The 15,370-nt window shown below is 36.1% G+C and carries 12 protein-coding genes; 7 read left to right on the forward strand and 5 right to left on the reverse strand.

What is annotated here, in order from left to right:
• Positions 1-28: 28 nt before the first annotated feature.
• Together CUN60_RS08860 and CUN60_RS08865 are read right to left on the reverse strand one after the other, a co-directional pair.
• On the reverse strand, positions 29-841 hold the full coding sequence (locus CUN60_RS08860; protein WP_102951696.1) for a carbon-nitrogen hydrolase family protein: 813 nt from the start codon (positions 839-841) through the stop codon (positions 29-31).
• Positions 828-4,823 carry a YhdP family phospholipid transporter gene (locus tag CUN60_RS08865; protein ID WP_102951697.1) on the reverse strand — a complete coding sequence of 1,332 codons (3,996 nt, stop codon included), beginning with the start codon at positions 4,821-4,823 and terminating at the stop codon, positions 828-830. Before CUN60_RS08865 ends, CUN60_RS08860 begins: the two co-directional genes overlap by 14 nt.
• Before the next feature lie 149 nt (positions 4,824-4,972).
• On the opposite strand from CUN60_RS08865, the gene CUN60_RS08870 reads away from it, so the two are divergent.
• From CUN60_RS08870 to CUN60_RS13100, 7 genes are read left to right on the forward strand one after another with little or no spacing between them, the layout of a single operon-like run.
• Complete coding sequence (locus CUN60_RS08870) at positions 4,973-6,343, forward strand: phosphomannomutase/phosphoglucomutase (protein ID WP_102951698.1); 1,371 nt, start codon at positions 4,973-4,975, stop codon at positions 6,341-6,343.
• A gap of 41 nt (positions 6,344-6,384) precedes the next feature.
• A complete protein-coding gene (locus CUN60_RS08875) occupies positions 6,385-7,044 on the forward strand; it encodes a site-2 protease family protein (protein ID WP_102951699.1) in 660 nt (219 codons plus the stop codon).
• Positions 7,045-7,047: 3 nt separating this feature from the next.
• The gene (locus CUN60_RS08880; RefSeq protein WP_102951700.1) at positions 7,048-8,250 is read left to right on the forward strand and encodes a nucleotidyl transferase family protein; all 1,203 of its coding nucleotides are present in this window, start codon (positions 7,048-7,050) and stop codon (positions 8,248-8,250) included.
• A 14-nt stretch (positions 8,251-8,264) separates the two neighbouring features.
• Positions 8,265-9,071 carry a type I methionyl aminopeptidase gene (gene map / locus CUN60_RS08885; protein WP_102951701.1) on the forward strand — a complete coding sequence of 269 codons (807 nt, stop codon included), beginning with the start codon at positions 8,265-8,267 and terminating at the stop codon, positions 9,069-9,071.
• A 4-nt stretch (positions 9,072-9,075) separates the two neighbouring features.
• On the forward strand, positions 9,076-9,921 hold the full coding sequence (gene nadC / locus CUN60_RS08890) for a carboxylating nicotinate-nucleotide diphosphorylase (protein WP_102951702.1): 846 nt from the start codon (positions 9,076-9,078) through the stop codon (positions 9,919-9,921).
• Between the two features lie 22 nt (positions 9,922-9,943).
• Positions 9,944-11,098 (forward strand): aminotransferase class I/II-fold pyridoxal phosphate-dependent enzyme, encoded by a 1,155-nt coding sequence (locus CUN60_RS08895; protein WP_222593247.1) that lies wholly within the window; start codon positions 9,944-9,946, stop codon positions 11,096-11,098.
• Positions 11,083-11,325 (forward strand): hypothetical protein, encoded by a 243-nt coding sequence (locus tag CUN60_RS13100; protein WP_222593248.1) that lies wholly within the window; start codon positions 11,083-11,085, stop codon positions 11,323-11,325. The genes CUN60_RS08895 and CUN60_RS13100 overlap by 16 nt, the downstream gene beginning before the upstream one ends.
• Before the next feature lie 190 nt (positions 11,326-11,515).
• Here the strand turns inward: CUN60_RS13100 and CUN60_RS08900 are convergent, their stop codons facing one another.
• The 3 genes from CUN60_RS08900 to dusB are packed head-to-tail and all read right to left on the reverse strand — an operon-like array spanning position 11,516 to position 15,102.
• Positions 11,516-13,816 (reverse strand): phosphoenolpyruvate carboxylase, encoded by a 2,301-nt coding sequence (locus tag CUN60_RS08900; protein WP_102951703.1) that lies wholly within the window; start codon positions 13,814-13,816, stop codon positions 11,516-11,518.
• Complete coding sequence (locus CUN60_RS08905) at positions 13,813-14,067, reverse strand: hypothetical protein (protein ID WP_102951704.1); 255 nt, start codon at positions 14,065-14,067, stop codon at positions 13,813-13,815. The genes CUN60_RS08900 and CUN60_RS08905 overlap by 4 nt, the downstream gene beginning before the upstream one ends.
• A gap of 57 nt (positions 14,068-14,124) precedes the next feature.
• The gene (dusB, locus tag CUN60_RS08910; RefSeq protein ID WP_102951705.1) at positions 14,125-15,102 is read right to left on the reverse strand and encodes a tRNA dihydrouridine synthase DusB; all 978 of its coding nucleotides are present in this window, start codon (positions 15,100-15,102) and stop codon (positions 14,125-14,127) included.
• Positions 15,103-15,370: the final 268 nt, after the last annotated feature.

Below are 15,370 nucleotides of genomic sequence, written 5' to 3' on the forward strand. Positions count from 1 at the left end.
GGCAAACTAACGGGGTTATAAAAGAAATCTAATCTATAACCCTATGTTCTAAAGCAGGTAGTTTCTTTCTAACTTCTGCAATAACATCTCTTTCAATAGTTGCATAAATGATTTGGTTACCCTCCTCACACGAAGAGACAACTCTACCCCAAGGGTCAATAATCATACTATGACCATAGGTATGCCGACCCGTTTCATGAATCCCACCCTGATTAACCGCAATAAAATAACACTGATTTTCTATTGCGCGGGATCTTGCGAGTATCTCCCAATGAGCTTTACCTGTAGTATAGGTAAACGCAGAGGGCAATAAAATAAAATCTAATTCCCCCATCTTCCGGTAAAGCTCAGGAAATCTGAGATCATAACAAATGGAGAGACCTACTTTAAAACCAAGGATATCAGCACTTACAATATCCTTACCAGCCTTAAAAGTAATACTTTCATCATATTCATTATTTTCATCTTTAAATTTAAATAGATGAATTTTATTATAATATACCAGCAGTTCACCATTTTGGTCATAAATAATTGAAGTATTGTAATATTGCTTGTCTGAGGCCTTAATCAGGATTGTTCCGGCATTGAGAAAAATATTACACTCCTTGGCTACTTGTGATAGTTTCCGCTGAATAACCCCATCGCCTAAAGCCTCTGCAATATCAAGACGCTTGCCGTCGTCCTGTCCGGTTATTTGTATAAAAAATTCAGGTAGTACAACTAATTTGGCATGCGCCATAGCTGCCTCTTTGATCATGAGGCATGCTTGATGCAAATTAGATTTCCAGTCTTTAACTGAAACCATCTGAATTGCAGCTATTTTAAGACTAGTTGCCACCATTAGAGTTTCCTACAGCTGAATTTACATTCTTGACAAATTGCTGTTTAACACTAGTTTTCTCAATTTTTGGCTTATTAAGGTTACCACTAATATGATAACCAATCGTAAATAATTTATTCTGTGGACTTCCTAATATTAACTCGCCAAGATAGACCCCAAGACCAACGATAGGATTCAAAGTTACGACCCCCGCAGTTAAAGCAATTGCAAAACCTAGACGTGGCGTAATCGATAGATAGGCATCGACATTATTATTGGCAAAATCAACACTACCGTTACTATTTACCTGCGCTAATGGACCTGCCATATAGATATGTTTTAGTTCCACCTGCGAAGCAAGTATATCGGCATTTACTTCGAGATCATTAAAGAAGAAGCCTTTTTTGAATAAATCCTGTACATCCATTGAACCAGCTTCATATACACCTTGCAAATTAATAATACTTAATAACCCACCCCAAACACCAGGATCAACTTTTAATAGTTTACCAGCTGTAAAGTTTGCATTAACTGAACCAATCATACGTAGTGGACTAAAATCTTGAAATCCACCATTCCATTGAACAGAACCATTCATTGTTCCCCGCCCTTTATCTAGAATACGCCCCAAATCAAGGGCATATACGATATTTCCAGCATCGGCAATCTGGGCATTAAATCTAAAATCAACACTAGAATTGTTTTGTCCACAACCAATACAGTAATTGGTTCCACTAAATCCGATAGTTCCATCCTTACTACTAATTAGACCACTTTCAATAAGTAAATCTTTCCCCTGTTGCTGAATAAAAACGGATAATTTACCTAAATTATGATTTTGATAAAATAAATTATTTACAGCCAACCTCATAGTTGGAATCTTGACATTAACGGCACTTTCAGAACCATTTTTAAAATTAATTGGACCACTTTCTGGGGCTTTATGTGCTTTTTTAAATAACATAAATTTATCAAGAGTAAGAAGTAAATTATTTTCTTTATAATTAAAATTACCCACACCACTAACTACTGGCGTATAAATATTAAAGAAAGCACTAGTTTTATCAACAAAGACATTCGCAGTACCCGCTTCAAGACCAATTTTGCCAAATTTGATATCATTACTTGTAACCTGTAGCTGAGTTGGGAAGACCATTTTCTCAGATTTAGTGCTAGTATTTTCTGCTACTGTTTTTTTAATACTAAATTTACTACCTGACTCTCCAGACTTTAACTCCTTGGCTTCATTTATTCCTGAAATCATCTTTTTAATAGTTGCAAGCCAGTCAAGGATATCAGTAGTGTCAGTATTAGCATTAATTGTCATAGCTACACCAGGATCTGGATTAGTCATAAAACCAGCATCACCAACGGCAAGTTTTACCCGGTTAGTAACTGAAGTATTCCCTAAAATAACCTGCCCATTCAAACGATTTGCATATTTAAAACTAGCCAGATAAGTCCCGGGATTCATTTGCTTCAGATTAAATGTCATTGGTGCAACAGTACTTTCTGATTTCTTCAAGGGATCTGCTGCATTACACATTACACCAACAAGATTACTGCTAGTAGTAAAATTACTAATCCCATGTTTACTCAGATTAAATTTAATAAATGCATCAGCTTTACCAGAAACGAGCTCTTCAATTGGAGGTAAATAAAATTGAGCCATCTTCTTAAAATTAACCTGAGGTGCAATAATATTAAAATTAATAATCCCGTTAGCATCAGTCTTAGCTTCAAGTGTAGCACTTGAATCAAAGGCTTCTGCCCGTAATGATTTTATGTCAACCCCATGATGACTAAAATTAACATCACCATTAACATTGCTAAGTTCGGGAACTGGCATATCAAATTGAGCTTTATTATTTATTAGCCGATATGTTCCTTTTACCTCAGTTGCAACCGGATCTGAAAATGGAACTTTAAGGTATAAATCAAGATTACCATTACCTTGCGCAGTAAGTCTTTCCGGTAATTCACCTATTATTTTATCAATAGGTGTTTTAGAAATATATTTAAGGAAATTAGTTGTGCTACCATGTGCCTTCCCAACGGCGGTAAGATAAACACCCGACTCAGAACTAAAATCAGGAATTACCACATGAGCCATATCAAGATGATTATTTTCAATCGTTGCTGAAGTGGCATCAACAATAATGCTGGTATTTTTTAGGATAAACTTACCTTTAATATTCTCGAGTGCTGGCCAGCCCTTAACATAATTAAGCTTAGCATTATCAATATCAGTAGTTATATAAAAAAGTCCTTTCCCATTTTTATAAGGAAAGTCATTAAGCGCACCATACATGTTCAAATCTGCATTATTGGCATAACCGCTTGCTAGTCCAAATTGCAACCATTCAAGTACCGACATTGGAATTGATTTTGGAAGGTAGAAACCAACAGCATGAACCGGAGTACGTTCAAGATGTGCTTTTAATGCCATATAGCCAACACTATCAGGATTGTCTGGTTCGGTATGATAATTTCCAGCTACCCAGCCTTTGAAGTCCTTAGTCTCAAGATTGGTTTTATTAATAACAACATTTACCCTACCATTAGACTCTATTGCCCAAGTAATATTACTATCAAGATTTTTAAATTCATAAGGAATCAAAAATAGATGTTCATAATTTAAGACACTATCTTTTAATTGCAGGTTAAGGCTTCCTGCATCTTTTCGAATCGATATATTCCCGCTAACATGACTCATACTTGGCAACGCATCTTTTTTTGAATTAAGCGAGATATCATTAAAGGCAGCATAAACCTGAAACTCATTTGGTTTAAGAAAATAACCATCCCAGTTATATTTCACTGACTGTACAATCCCATCAATGCTGATACCGTTTGTTGCCTTAAATAGACTCAAGAAATTATTAATAGCAACCAGATTAGTATTACTTAATTCAACTTGCCCAGATTTACCAACGTCATAACCACCAACAATAGTTGCATTATTAAATAATGCCCCATCTCCGGTTATAACAGTCAAGTCTTTGGCTTTAATTGTGTAATACTGATTATTTAATAACTGTATTTTTATATTACCGCCTAGCTTGGGAAAGTTGACTAGATTTGCATCTGCCATAGCCACACGGAAATTATTGACATCAAAATTGGCGTTAAGGTTTTCTAAATGCCCCTTTTGTATTGTTGCCTCTAAAGCTGTGGTAGCATTAAACTCACCTACAGGACTTACTTGAGGAATATATTGTTGCAGAGTATTAATCAGATTATCATTACCATTCAGTGATTTCACCACTAGCTTTGCTGAATCCCATTTTTGCCAGTCGACAAATTTACCACCATTCCAGTTTAACTCAGCTTTTAGCATATTTTGGTATGATTTACCGTAGATATCCAGATAAAGATAATGGTTGCTCCATAACTTTTTCTCTAACCCGAGCTTTATATTATTCAAGCGCATAATCGGAAAATCATTTTTCAAATCCAAATATGACAGATTAATATGATCTAAAACAATTGAATGCTGTTTTAAGATCCATCTTTCAAGATCAATTGGACTATTTTTAGTATTTTCAAGGGTTTGCTTATCTGGGTTATTTACATTAATCCCATTAACAAAAATATTCCCAGATGGATCATATTCGATATCAACATTAGTGCCATCAATAAGAATTTTATTAAAAATAGGCTCCAAATCCCAAATACTGGAATAAGAAAATACAAAATCCAAGGTATCAACATGAACTTTTTGCTTGCTATTAATAGGGTTAACCAGACTAATATCATGAATAACTATTTCAGGCAAAAAAGAACTATTTATCTTAGTTTCAATTGATTTAACGTTAAGCTTATAGCCTGTGTGTTTATAGACAGTAGTTTCAATCCGACTTCGATACCCTTCTAGATTTAAAAATATGTATCCAGTAATCGCAACGGAAGCTGTCATAAGAAGAACATAGAACCCGGCTACATATGCAAGAATTTTTATGAATAAATGTCGCAAGGAAAAAGGCTTGGAAAGTAAATTCATATAACTAAAATTCTTTTCATTTGAGCTGCAGGTTAAATATATATTAAGAAATTAAAAGCTTGTGCTAAAATAGCGCAATTAATTACAGATTATACCATCCTGCAAATTAGTTCAGAGATGGTTTTTATCACTTAGGGGAATTATTTGCCATGAAAAAACTGGCTCCTGAAATTTTTAAAGCATACGATATTCGCGGAGTAGTTGCAAGCCAACTTACTCCAGAAACTGTAGAGCAAATCGGCAAAGTACTTGGTTCAATGACTATTGAAGCAAAATCAAAAGGTCTAACCGTTGGCTATGATGGCAGACTATCAAGTCCTGAATTGGCTAAGTTCCTGATAAAAGGAATTTTAAGTACTGGCTGTAACGTTTATGAAATTGGGCAGGTAACTACGCCAATGGTTTATTTTGCCAACTACGAATTAAAAACACTTTCTGGCGTCATGATTACTGGAAGTCATAATCCACCCGAATATAACGGATTAAAAATGGTTGTTGGTGGTGAAACTTTGTCAGGTGACAAAATCCAACAAATTCGTCAAAGAATAGAGCAGAAAAACTACTTATCAGGGAATGGCGCACATTATCACGAAGATATAACTAATGCTTATTACAATAAAATTACTGGTGATGTAAAGCTTAGCCGCAAAGTTTCAATCATTATTGATGCTGGCAATGGAGCTGCTGGAAAATATGCACCCATCCTATATCGTCGACTTGGTTGTAAGGTACTAGGTTTATATTGTGAAGTGGATGGTAATTTTCCAAACCACCATCCAGATCCATCACAAACTAAAAATCTGAAAGACCTAGTTGAGGCATTAAAAATAACGGATGCAGAACTAGGACTTGCTTTTGATGGTGATGGTGATCGTCTTGGCGTGGTGACTAAAAATGGAAACATTATTTATCCTGATCGCCAAATGATGTTATTTGCAGCAGATATAATCAGCAAAAATCCAAAAGCGAAAATAATTTATGATGTTAAATCTTCAAGACTTCTTGCTAACTGGATAAAAGAGCATGGTGGCGAAGCAATCATGTGTAAAACAGGGCACTCTTTGGTTAAAGCCAAAATCAAAGAAACTGGTGCTCTACTAGCAGGTGAAATGTCGGGGCATATTTTCTTTAATGATCGCTGGTATGGCGTGGATGATGGAGTTTATGCCGGGGCGAGACTTCTAGAAATATTATCTATGGTAGATAACCCATCTGAGTTATTAAATGCTTTGCCTAACTGTATTTCAACCCCAGAACTTAATATTCCGGTGGCAGAAGGTGAACAGCATAAAATCATTGAGAAACTTCTTAAAACAGCCAAGTTTACGGGAGCAAAAGAAGTAATTACCATAGATGGATTGAGAGTAGAATACTCTGACGGATTTGGTTTGGTGCGTGCTTCTAATACTACTCCGGTATTGGTACTAAGATTTGAAGCAAATACTAGTAGCGCGTTAAAAAGAATCCAGGATCAATTTAGAACAATTTTGAAAAAACACGTAAAAAGTGTCGATTTCTAGGTAACCTCAATGCTTAACATCATTTCTTGCAGGCTTTAATAATGAGTGGTCTGTCAGTTATTCAAACAGTAGCGGTATACATCATACCGCTAATTTTTGCTATCACACTCCATGAAGCAGCCCATGCTTATGTAGCACATAAACACGGGGATAATACGGCCAAACTATATGGGCGATTATCAATAAACCCAATGCATCATATTGACCCAATTGGCACAGTAGTTTTCCCATTGATAAGCATTGTCTTGGGTAGCATGGCTGGGGGAATAGGTTTTATCTTTGGCTGGGCAAAACCAGTTCCGATCAACTTTAGTAAGTTGCATAACCCTAAAAAAGACTTACGTTGGATAGCACTTGCTGGACCAGCTGCAAATCTGGCAATGGCGCTTATTTGGGCATTAATTTTGAAGCTATCAATGTATGCTGGTGGTTATTTTGGTATACCATTAAATTTAATGGCTCAAGCTGGAATTGGTATTAACATCAGCCTATTTATACTAAATCTACTACCAATTTTGCCTCTTGATGGTGGAAGAATAGTATTTTCTTTATTGCCGGATAAGCAGGCAATCAGCTATGCCAAAACTGAACAATACGGAATGTGGATTTTAATTATTTTAATCCTCTTTGGCGGACTTAATTTTATAATTAGCCCTTTATACAATTTTTTAGTAACAATTATTTTATCTTTATTAAACTGACGGATGAATTCTCACCCCAAATTATTTTCAGCAATGCGCCCGAATGGACCATTACACATTGGACATTATTTTGGAGCATTGCAAAACTGGCGTAAATTTCAGTATGAATATGACAGCTATTTTATGCTTGCTGATATTAGCTCGCTTACAAACCAATATGATCCAGAATTAAACCTAGCTGAATTAATGGAAAATGTGGTAATTGACTGGCTAGCTAGTGGTATTGACCCATCGCAGGCAACTATTTTCATCCAGTCAAGAGTACCAGAACATTTTGAATTAGCTTATCTTTTAGCTGCTGTTACTCCATTAAGCTGGCTTGAACGCGTACCATCATATAAAGAAAAAATTGAAGAGCTGGAGCATACTGATCTTAGCACTTATGGCTTTTTAGGGTTACCACTCTTGCAGGCAACCGATATTCTTACTTATAATAGCAAATTTGTGCTTGTTAATGAAGAACAGCTAGCAAACATTGAATTTGTCAGGGAGGTTGCCAGAAGATTTAATCACCTCTTTGGTCGTGAAGAAGGGTTTGAAGAAAAGGCTTTATTATCAATAAAAAAACTTGGTAGTAAAAAGGCGGAAATATACGAACAGCTCTTAATGCAATACCAACAAGAAGGAAACGAGGAATCACTCGAAAGAGCAAGATTTTTACTTCAAGATGCATTAAATCTGGCACATGGCGACCGTGAACGTTTATTTGCTTTTCTGGAAAATAAAAGCAAGGTCATATTTAATGAACCACAAGCGATTTTTGAAAAATCAACTACAATAATCGGAGTTGATGGGCAAAAAATGTCAAATAAGGCTAACAACTGCATTCATTTACGAGATAATAAAGAAGATGTTAGCAAAAAAATCCGACTGATGCCTACAGATCCAGCCCGAATAAGACGTACTGATAAAGGAAACCCTGAATGTTGCCCAGTATGGAAACTACATCAGGTATATAGTAGCGAGGAAGTTCGCGAGTGGGCAGAAATGGGTTGTCTTTCTGCTGGAATTGGCTGCCTAGACTGTAAACAGCCACTAATAGATGCGATTAATACCCAGTTAGCAGAACTAAAAGAAAAAGCTAGACCATACGAAGAAGATCCAACTCTGGTCAAACGGGTTATTGCAGATGGTTGCAATCGCGCTAGAGATGTTGCCAGTGATACACTAAAAGAAATTAAACAAACAATGAATATTAATTATTAGAATAGTTATTGATTATGAATATTACCATTAAAAATACTCAAGACATAGAATTTATGCGGATTTCATGTAAATTAGCGGCAGAAGTTCTTGATTATATTGAGCCATTCGTTAAGCCTGGCATTACCACCCTTGAGATAGATAAATTATGCCATGATTATATTGTTAATGTGCAGCAGGCATACCCTTCACCATTAAACTATCAGCCAGACCCACGAGGTCCAGCTTATCCTAACTCTATCTGTACTTCGGTAAATAGCGAGATTTGTCATGGAATCCCAAATGAGCGTCAGCTAAAAGATGGTGATATTATTAACGTTGACATTACCGTTTATAAAAATGGCTATCATGGTGATACATCCAGAACTTTTTTGGTTGGTGAAAAAGTAAGCCCACAGGCAAAACGCTTGGTACAAGTTACTTATGAATCAATGTGGCTAGGAATTAATCAAGTTAAGCCGGGTAACTATCTTGGTGATATCGGACATGCAATCCAAACTCATGCAGAAAAAAACTATTACAGTGTAGTACGCGAATTTTGTGGACATGGGATAGGCAAGATTTTCCATGAGGATCCGCAAGTCCTTCACTATGGCAAACCCAAAACAGGTCCACAATTAAAGCCGGGAATGATTTTTACGATTGAGCCAATGATTAATCAAGGTAAACGTGAAATTCGTTTTATGAGTAATGGTTGGACTGCTGTAACTAAAGATCGTAGCCTCTCTGCGCAGTTTGAACATACGGTTTTGGTTACTGAAACAGCTTATGAGGTATTAACTGTTTCACCAAATATGCCAGCAAAACCTGATTTTATAAATTAATAAAATGAATCACTTACTACCTGATTACCTGATAAATAAACTGGTTGCTGAGGCTTTAGCAGAAGACCTAAACAATACACCAGATTGGACAGCAAACCTGATTAGCAAAGATAGTACTGCCAAAGCAATCATAAAAACTAATCAAGATATGGTTATATGTGGAATACAATTTGTTGAAACGGCTCTTCATCAAACCACTCCCGATCATAAAATCAGTTGGTTAATTAATGAGGGCGACAGCATAAAAGCTGGCTCTCAATTATGCACTATTGAAGGTAATGCACGCGGACTTTTGACTGCTGAACGCACGGCTTTAAATTTTTTGCAAACATTATCGGCTACCGCAACCATTACTCGTGAATATGTAACGGCAATTGCTAATCTTGATACCCAAATTATGGATACACGCAAAACGATTCCGGGGCTCCGCTATGCGCAAAAATATGCAGTACGGGTTGGCGGTGGGCATAACCAACGTATCGGGCTCTTTGATGGAGTGTTAATCAAGGAAAATCATATCATTGCTCATGGCGGAATTGATGCTGTTCTGGAGCATGCATTCAAGATCACACCAGCACATATTCCAATCCAGATTGAAGTTGAAAATTTTACTGAACTAAAACAGGCAGTCGCCCGTGGGGCTAGGTTAATTCTTCTTGACAATATGTCAACTGCCGAAATTTCTGAGTGTGTTAGTTACTGTAAAGATAAGGATGTCATCCTTGAAGTATCTGGTAATGTAAATCTAGCCAATGTCAAAGATTATGCATTATGTGGAGTAAATCGCATTTCAATCGGCAGTCTGACCAAAAACATTCAGGCCATTGATTTATCAATGCGATTTATTTAGATTCTGACAGGAATAAAAGATTATGTTAACAATAGAAAGTATCAGTCCAAAATTATTAAAAGCAGAGTATGCTGTTCGTGGACGTATAACCATTCGTGCACAGGAACTCGAACGTCAAGGACGTAAGATTACCTACTGTAATATTGGAAATCCACATACATTTAACCAAAAACCGCTAAGCTATGTTCGTGAAGTTTTGAGCCTTCTTGAGTTTCCCCAGCTTCTTGAAAAAGATTTAGGCGATCTATTCCATAGTGATTCAATTAGCCGAGCAAAACACATCCTTAAACAAATGCCAGAAGGGCTTGGTGCATACTCGGAAAGTAGCGGAGTTAGTTTTGTCCGCGAAGCAGTAGCAAAATTCATTAATAACCGCGATGGAATAACTAGTAATCCAGATCGGATCATCCTTACTGATGGTGCAAGTAAAGCTGCTCAAACCGTGCTAACAGCAATTATCAAAAATGATAAAGATGGAATAATGCTCCCAATTCCTCAATACCCGATGTATAGTGCAACGATGACACTTCTTGGAGGACACTCAATCGGTTATTATCTGGACGAAGAAAACCACTGGCAATTAAATGAACATGCACTACACACTAGCTATGCGAATGCTGTTAAACAGGGTATTAATCCTTTAGCAATCACTGTGATCAATCCGGGAAATCCAACTGGTGCAGTATTATCATATGAAAATATCAAAATGATAATTTATTTTGCACGTAAGCATAATCTGGCAATTTTAGCAGATGAAGTATATCAGGAAAATATTTATAGTAAATCCTCAAGCTTCCATTCGTTTGCTAAAGTAATGGATGATATGAAAATTAAAGATGTTTCACTCTTTAGCTTTCATTCAATGTCAAAAGGGTTTTATGGTGAGTGTGGGCATCGTTCTGGCTATCTTGAAGTCAGAAATGTGAGTGATGAAATGTTTGCCCAGCTGGTAAAATTACAATCCATCAATCTATGTGCAAACTTAGTTGGTCAAATGGCTACCTATTTGATGGTTACCCCACCCCACCCCGGCGATGCTAGCTATGAATTATATATTCATGAACGTACAAGCATCCTAAATGACCTTAAAGAAAAGTCTTTGATTATTGGCGAGGCATTAAATGAAATTGACGGTATAAAAGTAAATATCCCGAAGGTGCAATGTACGCTTTCGTAAACATTACTTTGCCAGAACACCGTTTAAATACTGGGGATATTGCACCAGATGAAGCTTATTGTCTGTCATTACTGGAAAAAACTGGTATCTGTGTGGTGCCTGGCTCTGGCTTTGGACAACATCCGGGCACGTTACATTTCCGGACAACTTTTCTGCCACCTAAAGAAGCAATTCTGGAATTAGTACAGCAGCTGGAAAATTTCCATCGTGAATATACCAGCAATTAATTATTGACTGATGTTACGCACTTATATAATTTTCAGAGGTATAAAATGAATTTTGACGATTTTGCGGACTGGTTCGTTGTTTTGAAGCAGTCCGCCATGAGGAAAAATTTGTTTTATATCTGTGTAATGGCTTATCTGCGTAACATAAGTTATTGATTAAAAAAGGTCAGATTTTATCTGACCTTTTATTTTAGATTGAGTTTCGACTGGCATTGATACTCGCGGCAAGTGATTTCTTAACTAAATGCTCATATGTCTCGTAACTCTCATCATTACTATCCATCTTGCGTAACTTATCCATCGCATATTGCTGAATTAATAATAATGGCAAAATGATCTGCTCGCGAAACTCCGTTGACAGATCCTTGACTGGATTATCTGCAATCAGGCTATCATGCCCTGATATATAAAGTAATAATTCTTTGGTTAACTCCGCCTCATCATAAAGTTTTTGCCAAAAAGCACCAAATTTGGGATCATCTCGTAGATGTTTCGTAATCTCAAAATTAGTCGTCGCAAGACTCTGCATTGAATTATCTACAAGCCCCTTAAAGAATAATGAATGTTGATATAGGTGCTGTAATTTATGCATTGCCATTCGATCTTGACTAAGTAATTTTTGGATTGCACTACCAACACCATAATAGCCAAGGATATTTTGTTTCATTTGCATCCATGCCCCACCAAAAGGAATTGCTCTGAGATCTTCGAGTTTTAATTCGCTACCCTTATTCCGTTTTGCCGGACGTGAACCAATATTCGCTGCGGCAAGATAATTAAGCGGTGTAATCTCCTGCAAATAATCAAGAAAGATCGGATCATTTTTCAATTGAAGGTAGTACTCAAGTGAATACTCAGCCATCTGATTAATCAATTCTTCTTCATCTTTTTCAATAATTGAACTTTCAGTAGTAAATAATTGTCCGGAAATACCAGCACTAAGTAAATGTTCCATATTGAAAATAGCTGAGTCGTGCGTGCCAAAATTAGCCGAAATCGTTTGCCCTTGAATGGTAAGCTGAATTTCATGTGCCTCAATCTCTTGTGCCAGACTCTGATAGAAGGCATAGGTATTACCACCACCACGCGATGGAGGACCACCACGCCCATCAAAAAAGGTTACATTAACTGAATATTTACTGGCAAGGAGACTTAATTTTTTCTTAGCAAGAAAAATAGCCCAATTAGCCATTAAATAACCACCATCTTTAGTACCATCAGAGAATCCGAGCATTATAGTCTGCTGATTAGACAAGGCTTTCAAATTATTAGCATAGACTGGTAAATTATATAATTGCTCCATTATGGAATAAGAATTATCTAAATCATCTACAGTTTCAAATAATGGCACAATTTCGATCAGAATTTTGCTCTCACTATCAAGTTCGTGATTAATCTGGTTCACTAGCCATAAAACTTCGACTACGCTAGCTACTGAATCAGTATTACTGATAATATAGCGCTCAATTGCTTGTTTACCATTTAGCTTCTGAACTTTGGCAATTGCCCGAATAGTATTTAATACTTCATTTGCCATTTCATCAGTTAAATTTGCTGAATTAAGATTAATATTCCAATTAGCAACTAGCAAATCTAATTTCTCATTACCAGCTAGTGATTTATAGTCATGATTAACTCCACTAGCTGATAAAATTTCATGTACCACATTTCTATGAATAGCACTATTTTGGCGAATATCAATTTTGGCAAAATGGAATTTAAAGATATTAATTTTTAAGATTACATCACGTACTAGATCACTGAAAAGTCCTTGATATTTCTCTTTCAGCTCTACCATCACTGAATTAAGATCATTAATTAACTCAGAATAGTTTCTATACTGATCTTTCTTGATTTTTAATGCAATTTTACCAAGATCATCATATGGTCCATCAAAGGTTAATCTTAATCGTAAATCCTGTATGTCTCGATAGTAAAGGCGCATTAAGGAATTACGCAAGCGATCAGCAACTTCAATGGTAACATCAGCTGTAACATAGGGGTTTCCATCACGATCACCACCTGGCCAGAAACCAATATCTAGATTAACCATTTCAGAAGAAAGTTTTGATTGAACGCTTGGTACTACATTATAAAAAACATGTTCCAAATACCAAATAATACTTAAAGCCTCATCAATTGGCGTTGGTTTAGCTTTATTGGCAAAGCGAGTTAACCCCATTTGCAAAAATAGGTCACGGACTTTATCCAGATCGTTATTTTCGATTGCTTTACCTAATTGAACAATGATTGCCAAGATAACATTTGGATAGAACTGGGTTGGATGTGCGGTTAATACTAGTCGAGTTTTATAATTTTTTAGTAAACTCTGAAGATGTTTATGGTACTTTAGTTGCTCATTATTGACTTTTTGTAGCATATAGTCAATTGTACCAAAGCCAGACATGTCATTTATCTTACTGAAGGCTGCATCTTCAAGTGCATCAAAGAGCACCACTTGCCGTTCGACAAATTGCAAAAATTTAATCAATAGCCCGGGTTTTCTTTCTTCAGGAATCGGAACAACTTCAAGATATCTGGCAACAGCTTCGGGGGAGTTTTACCTTCTTTTAGCCAATCCTCACACATTTTACTAAAAATTGGTAATCTAGCACCTGCTTGATCCGAATCAGCAAAGGGCAGACCAAGAAATAGACCGTTATAAATCTGGTATTTTAGAACAACTTCACTTTGATAAGATTCGAGTTTGGTTTTTACTGACTCATGGGCTAGATTACGCATTTTAATATCCCAGTAATTTTGTTAACTAATAGAATATTATAACTGGTATTTTAATAATCAAATAAACAAAATTTGCGAATGATTGTAATTTCTTATTTTTGAAATATACTCAAGCTGTAAATCAGCTGTTTCAATCTGGCTAAAGCCTTGAAATATTGATTTATGTTGATTATTAAATAGTAGCACATTAGCTTCAAGATACCACTTAAAGTGCTTACGGGCAAATCTAACTCCCTGGACTTCACCATAATGTTCATGGATTGTCTGAATATGCTCTAAAATTAAATCTAACAGATAATTAATATCATCAATCTGATAGTAATGTCCATGGCTAAGATAATCTTTTATTTGTTGAAATAGCCATGGCTTGCCCAAAGCCCCACGCCCAATGTATAAACCATCAGGATTTACCAAATCAATAACCATAGCTGCTTTTTCAGGAGAGTCAATGTCACCATTGGCAAATACCGGAATAGAAACTAATTTCTTTACTTTAGCAATAAGGTCATAACTAGCTTCACCATTATACATATCAGCTCTGGTTCTACCATGGATTGCAAGAGATTTTATCCCAGAGTCTTCAGCTATTAAAGCAATATCGGTAATATTTTTATTATCATGATCCCAGCCAAGCCGAGTTTTAAGAAAAATTGGAATCTGCACTGCATTAACCGCAGCATTTAAAATACTTTCAACAAGCTTACTATCTCTTAATAGCGCAGAACCAGCTAAGACATTACAGACTTTTTTTGCTGGACAGCCCATATTTATTTCAATCGCATCTAGAGACTTAAATTTACTACAAGCTAACGCAGCTTCAGCAATTACATCTGGTGATGCCCCGGCAATCTGGATTATTGATTTAGGTTCGCCACGATTAGACGATTTTAGCCGTTGACGGGTTTTATTGCTATCCCAAAGATGTGTTTGGCTAGTAATCATTTCTGAAATACCGTAATCCGCTCCATTTTTGATCGCTAGCGTCCTAAATGGAGCATCAGTAACTCCTGCCATCGGTGAAACAACCAGTTGCATGATTATACTACCCGAAAAAATAATAACGGCAAAATAACCCTTTTTTATTCATCAATTTACCATTCCATCTTTTTATTAAAAACAATAAATCAAGTAAGAATTTTATCATTAACAGCATTATTACATTGGAACCTTATGCAGATACTTGTTTTAAAGAAAAAATTATATCAAAGCCAGTTTAGTTTATTCTTTGATAGATTGAAAGACTTTAAATAAGCTTTCAGATAATTATATACCTACCGCCCACCATTACTATATTTGCATATAT

Source organism: Aquella oligotrophica (assembly GCF_002892535.1).
GTDB classification, from domain to species: Bacteria; Pseudomonadota; Gammaproteobacteria; order Burkholderiales; family UBA11063; genus Aquella; species Aquella oligotrophica.

Bases quoted from the DNA above. Each gene is read 5' to 3' on its own strand.
- CUN60_RS08860 (WP_102951696.1), bottom strand. From the start codon at position 841: ATGGTGGCAACTAGTCTTAAAATAGCTGCAATTCAGATGGTTTCAGTT.
- CUN60_RS08865 (WP_102951697.1), bottom strand. From the start codon at position 4,823: ATGAATTTACTTTCCAAGCCTTTTTCCTTGCGACATTTATTCATAAAA.
- CUN60_RS08870 (WP_102951698.1), top strand. From the start codon at position 4,973: ATGAAAAAACTGGCTCCTGAAATTTTTAAAGCATACGATATTCGCGGA.
- CUN60_RS08875 (WP_102951699.1), top strand. From the start codon at position 6,385: ATGAGTGGTCTGTCAGTTATTCAAACAGTAGCGGTATACATCATACCG.
- CUN60_RS08880 (WP_102951700.1), top strand. From the start codon at position 7,048: ATGAATTCTCACCCCAAATTATTTTCAGCAATGCGCCCGAATGGACCA.
- map (WP_102951701.1), top strand. From the start codon at position 8,265: ATGAATATTACCATTAAAAATACTCAAGACATAGAATTTATGCGGATT.
- nadC (WP_102951702.1), top strand. From the start codon at position 9,076: ATGAATCACTTACTACCTGATTACCTGATAAATAAACTGGTTGCTGAG.
- CUN60_RS08895 (WP_222593247.1), top strand. From the start codon at position 9,944: ATGTTAACAATAGAAAGTATCAGTCCAAAATTATTAAAAGCAGAGTAT.
- CUN60_RS13100 (WP_222593248.1), top strand. From the start codon at position 11,083: ATGTACGCTTTCGTAAACATTACTTTGCCAGAACACCGTTTAAATACT.
- CUN60_RS08905 (WP_102951704.1), bottom strand. From the start codon at position 14,067: ATGCGTAATCTAGCCCATGAGTCAGTAAAAACCAAACTCGAATCTTAT.
- dusB (WP_102951705.1), bottom strand. From the start codon at position 15,102: ATGCAACTGGTTGTTTCACCGATGGCAGGAGTTACTGATGCTCCATTT.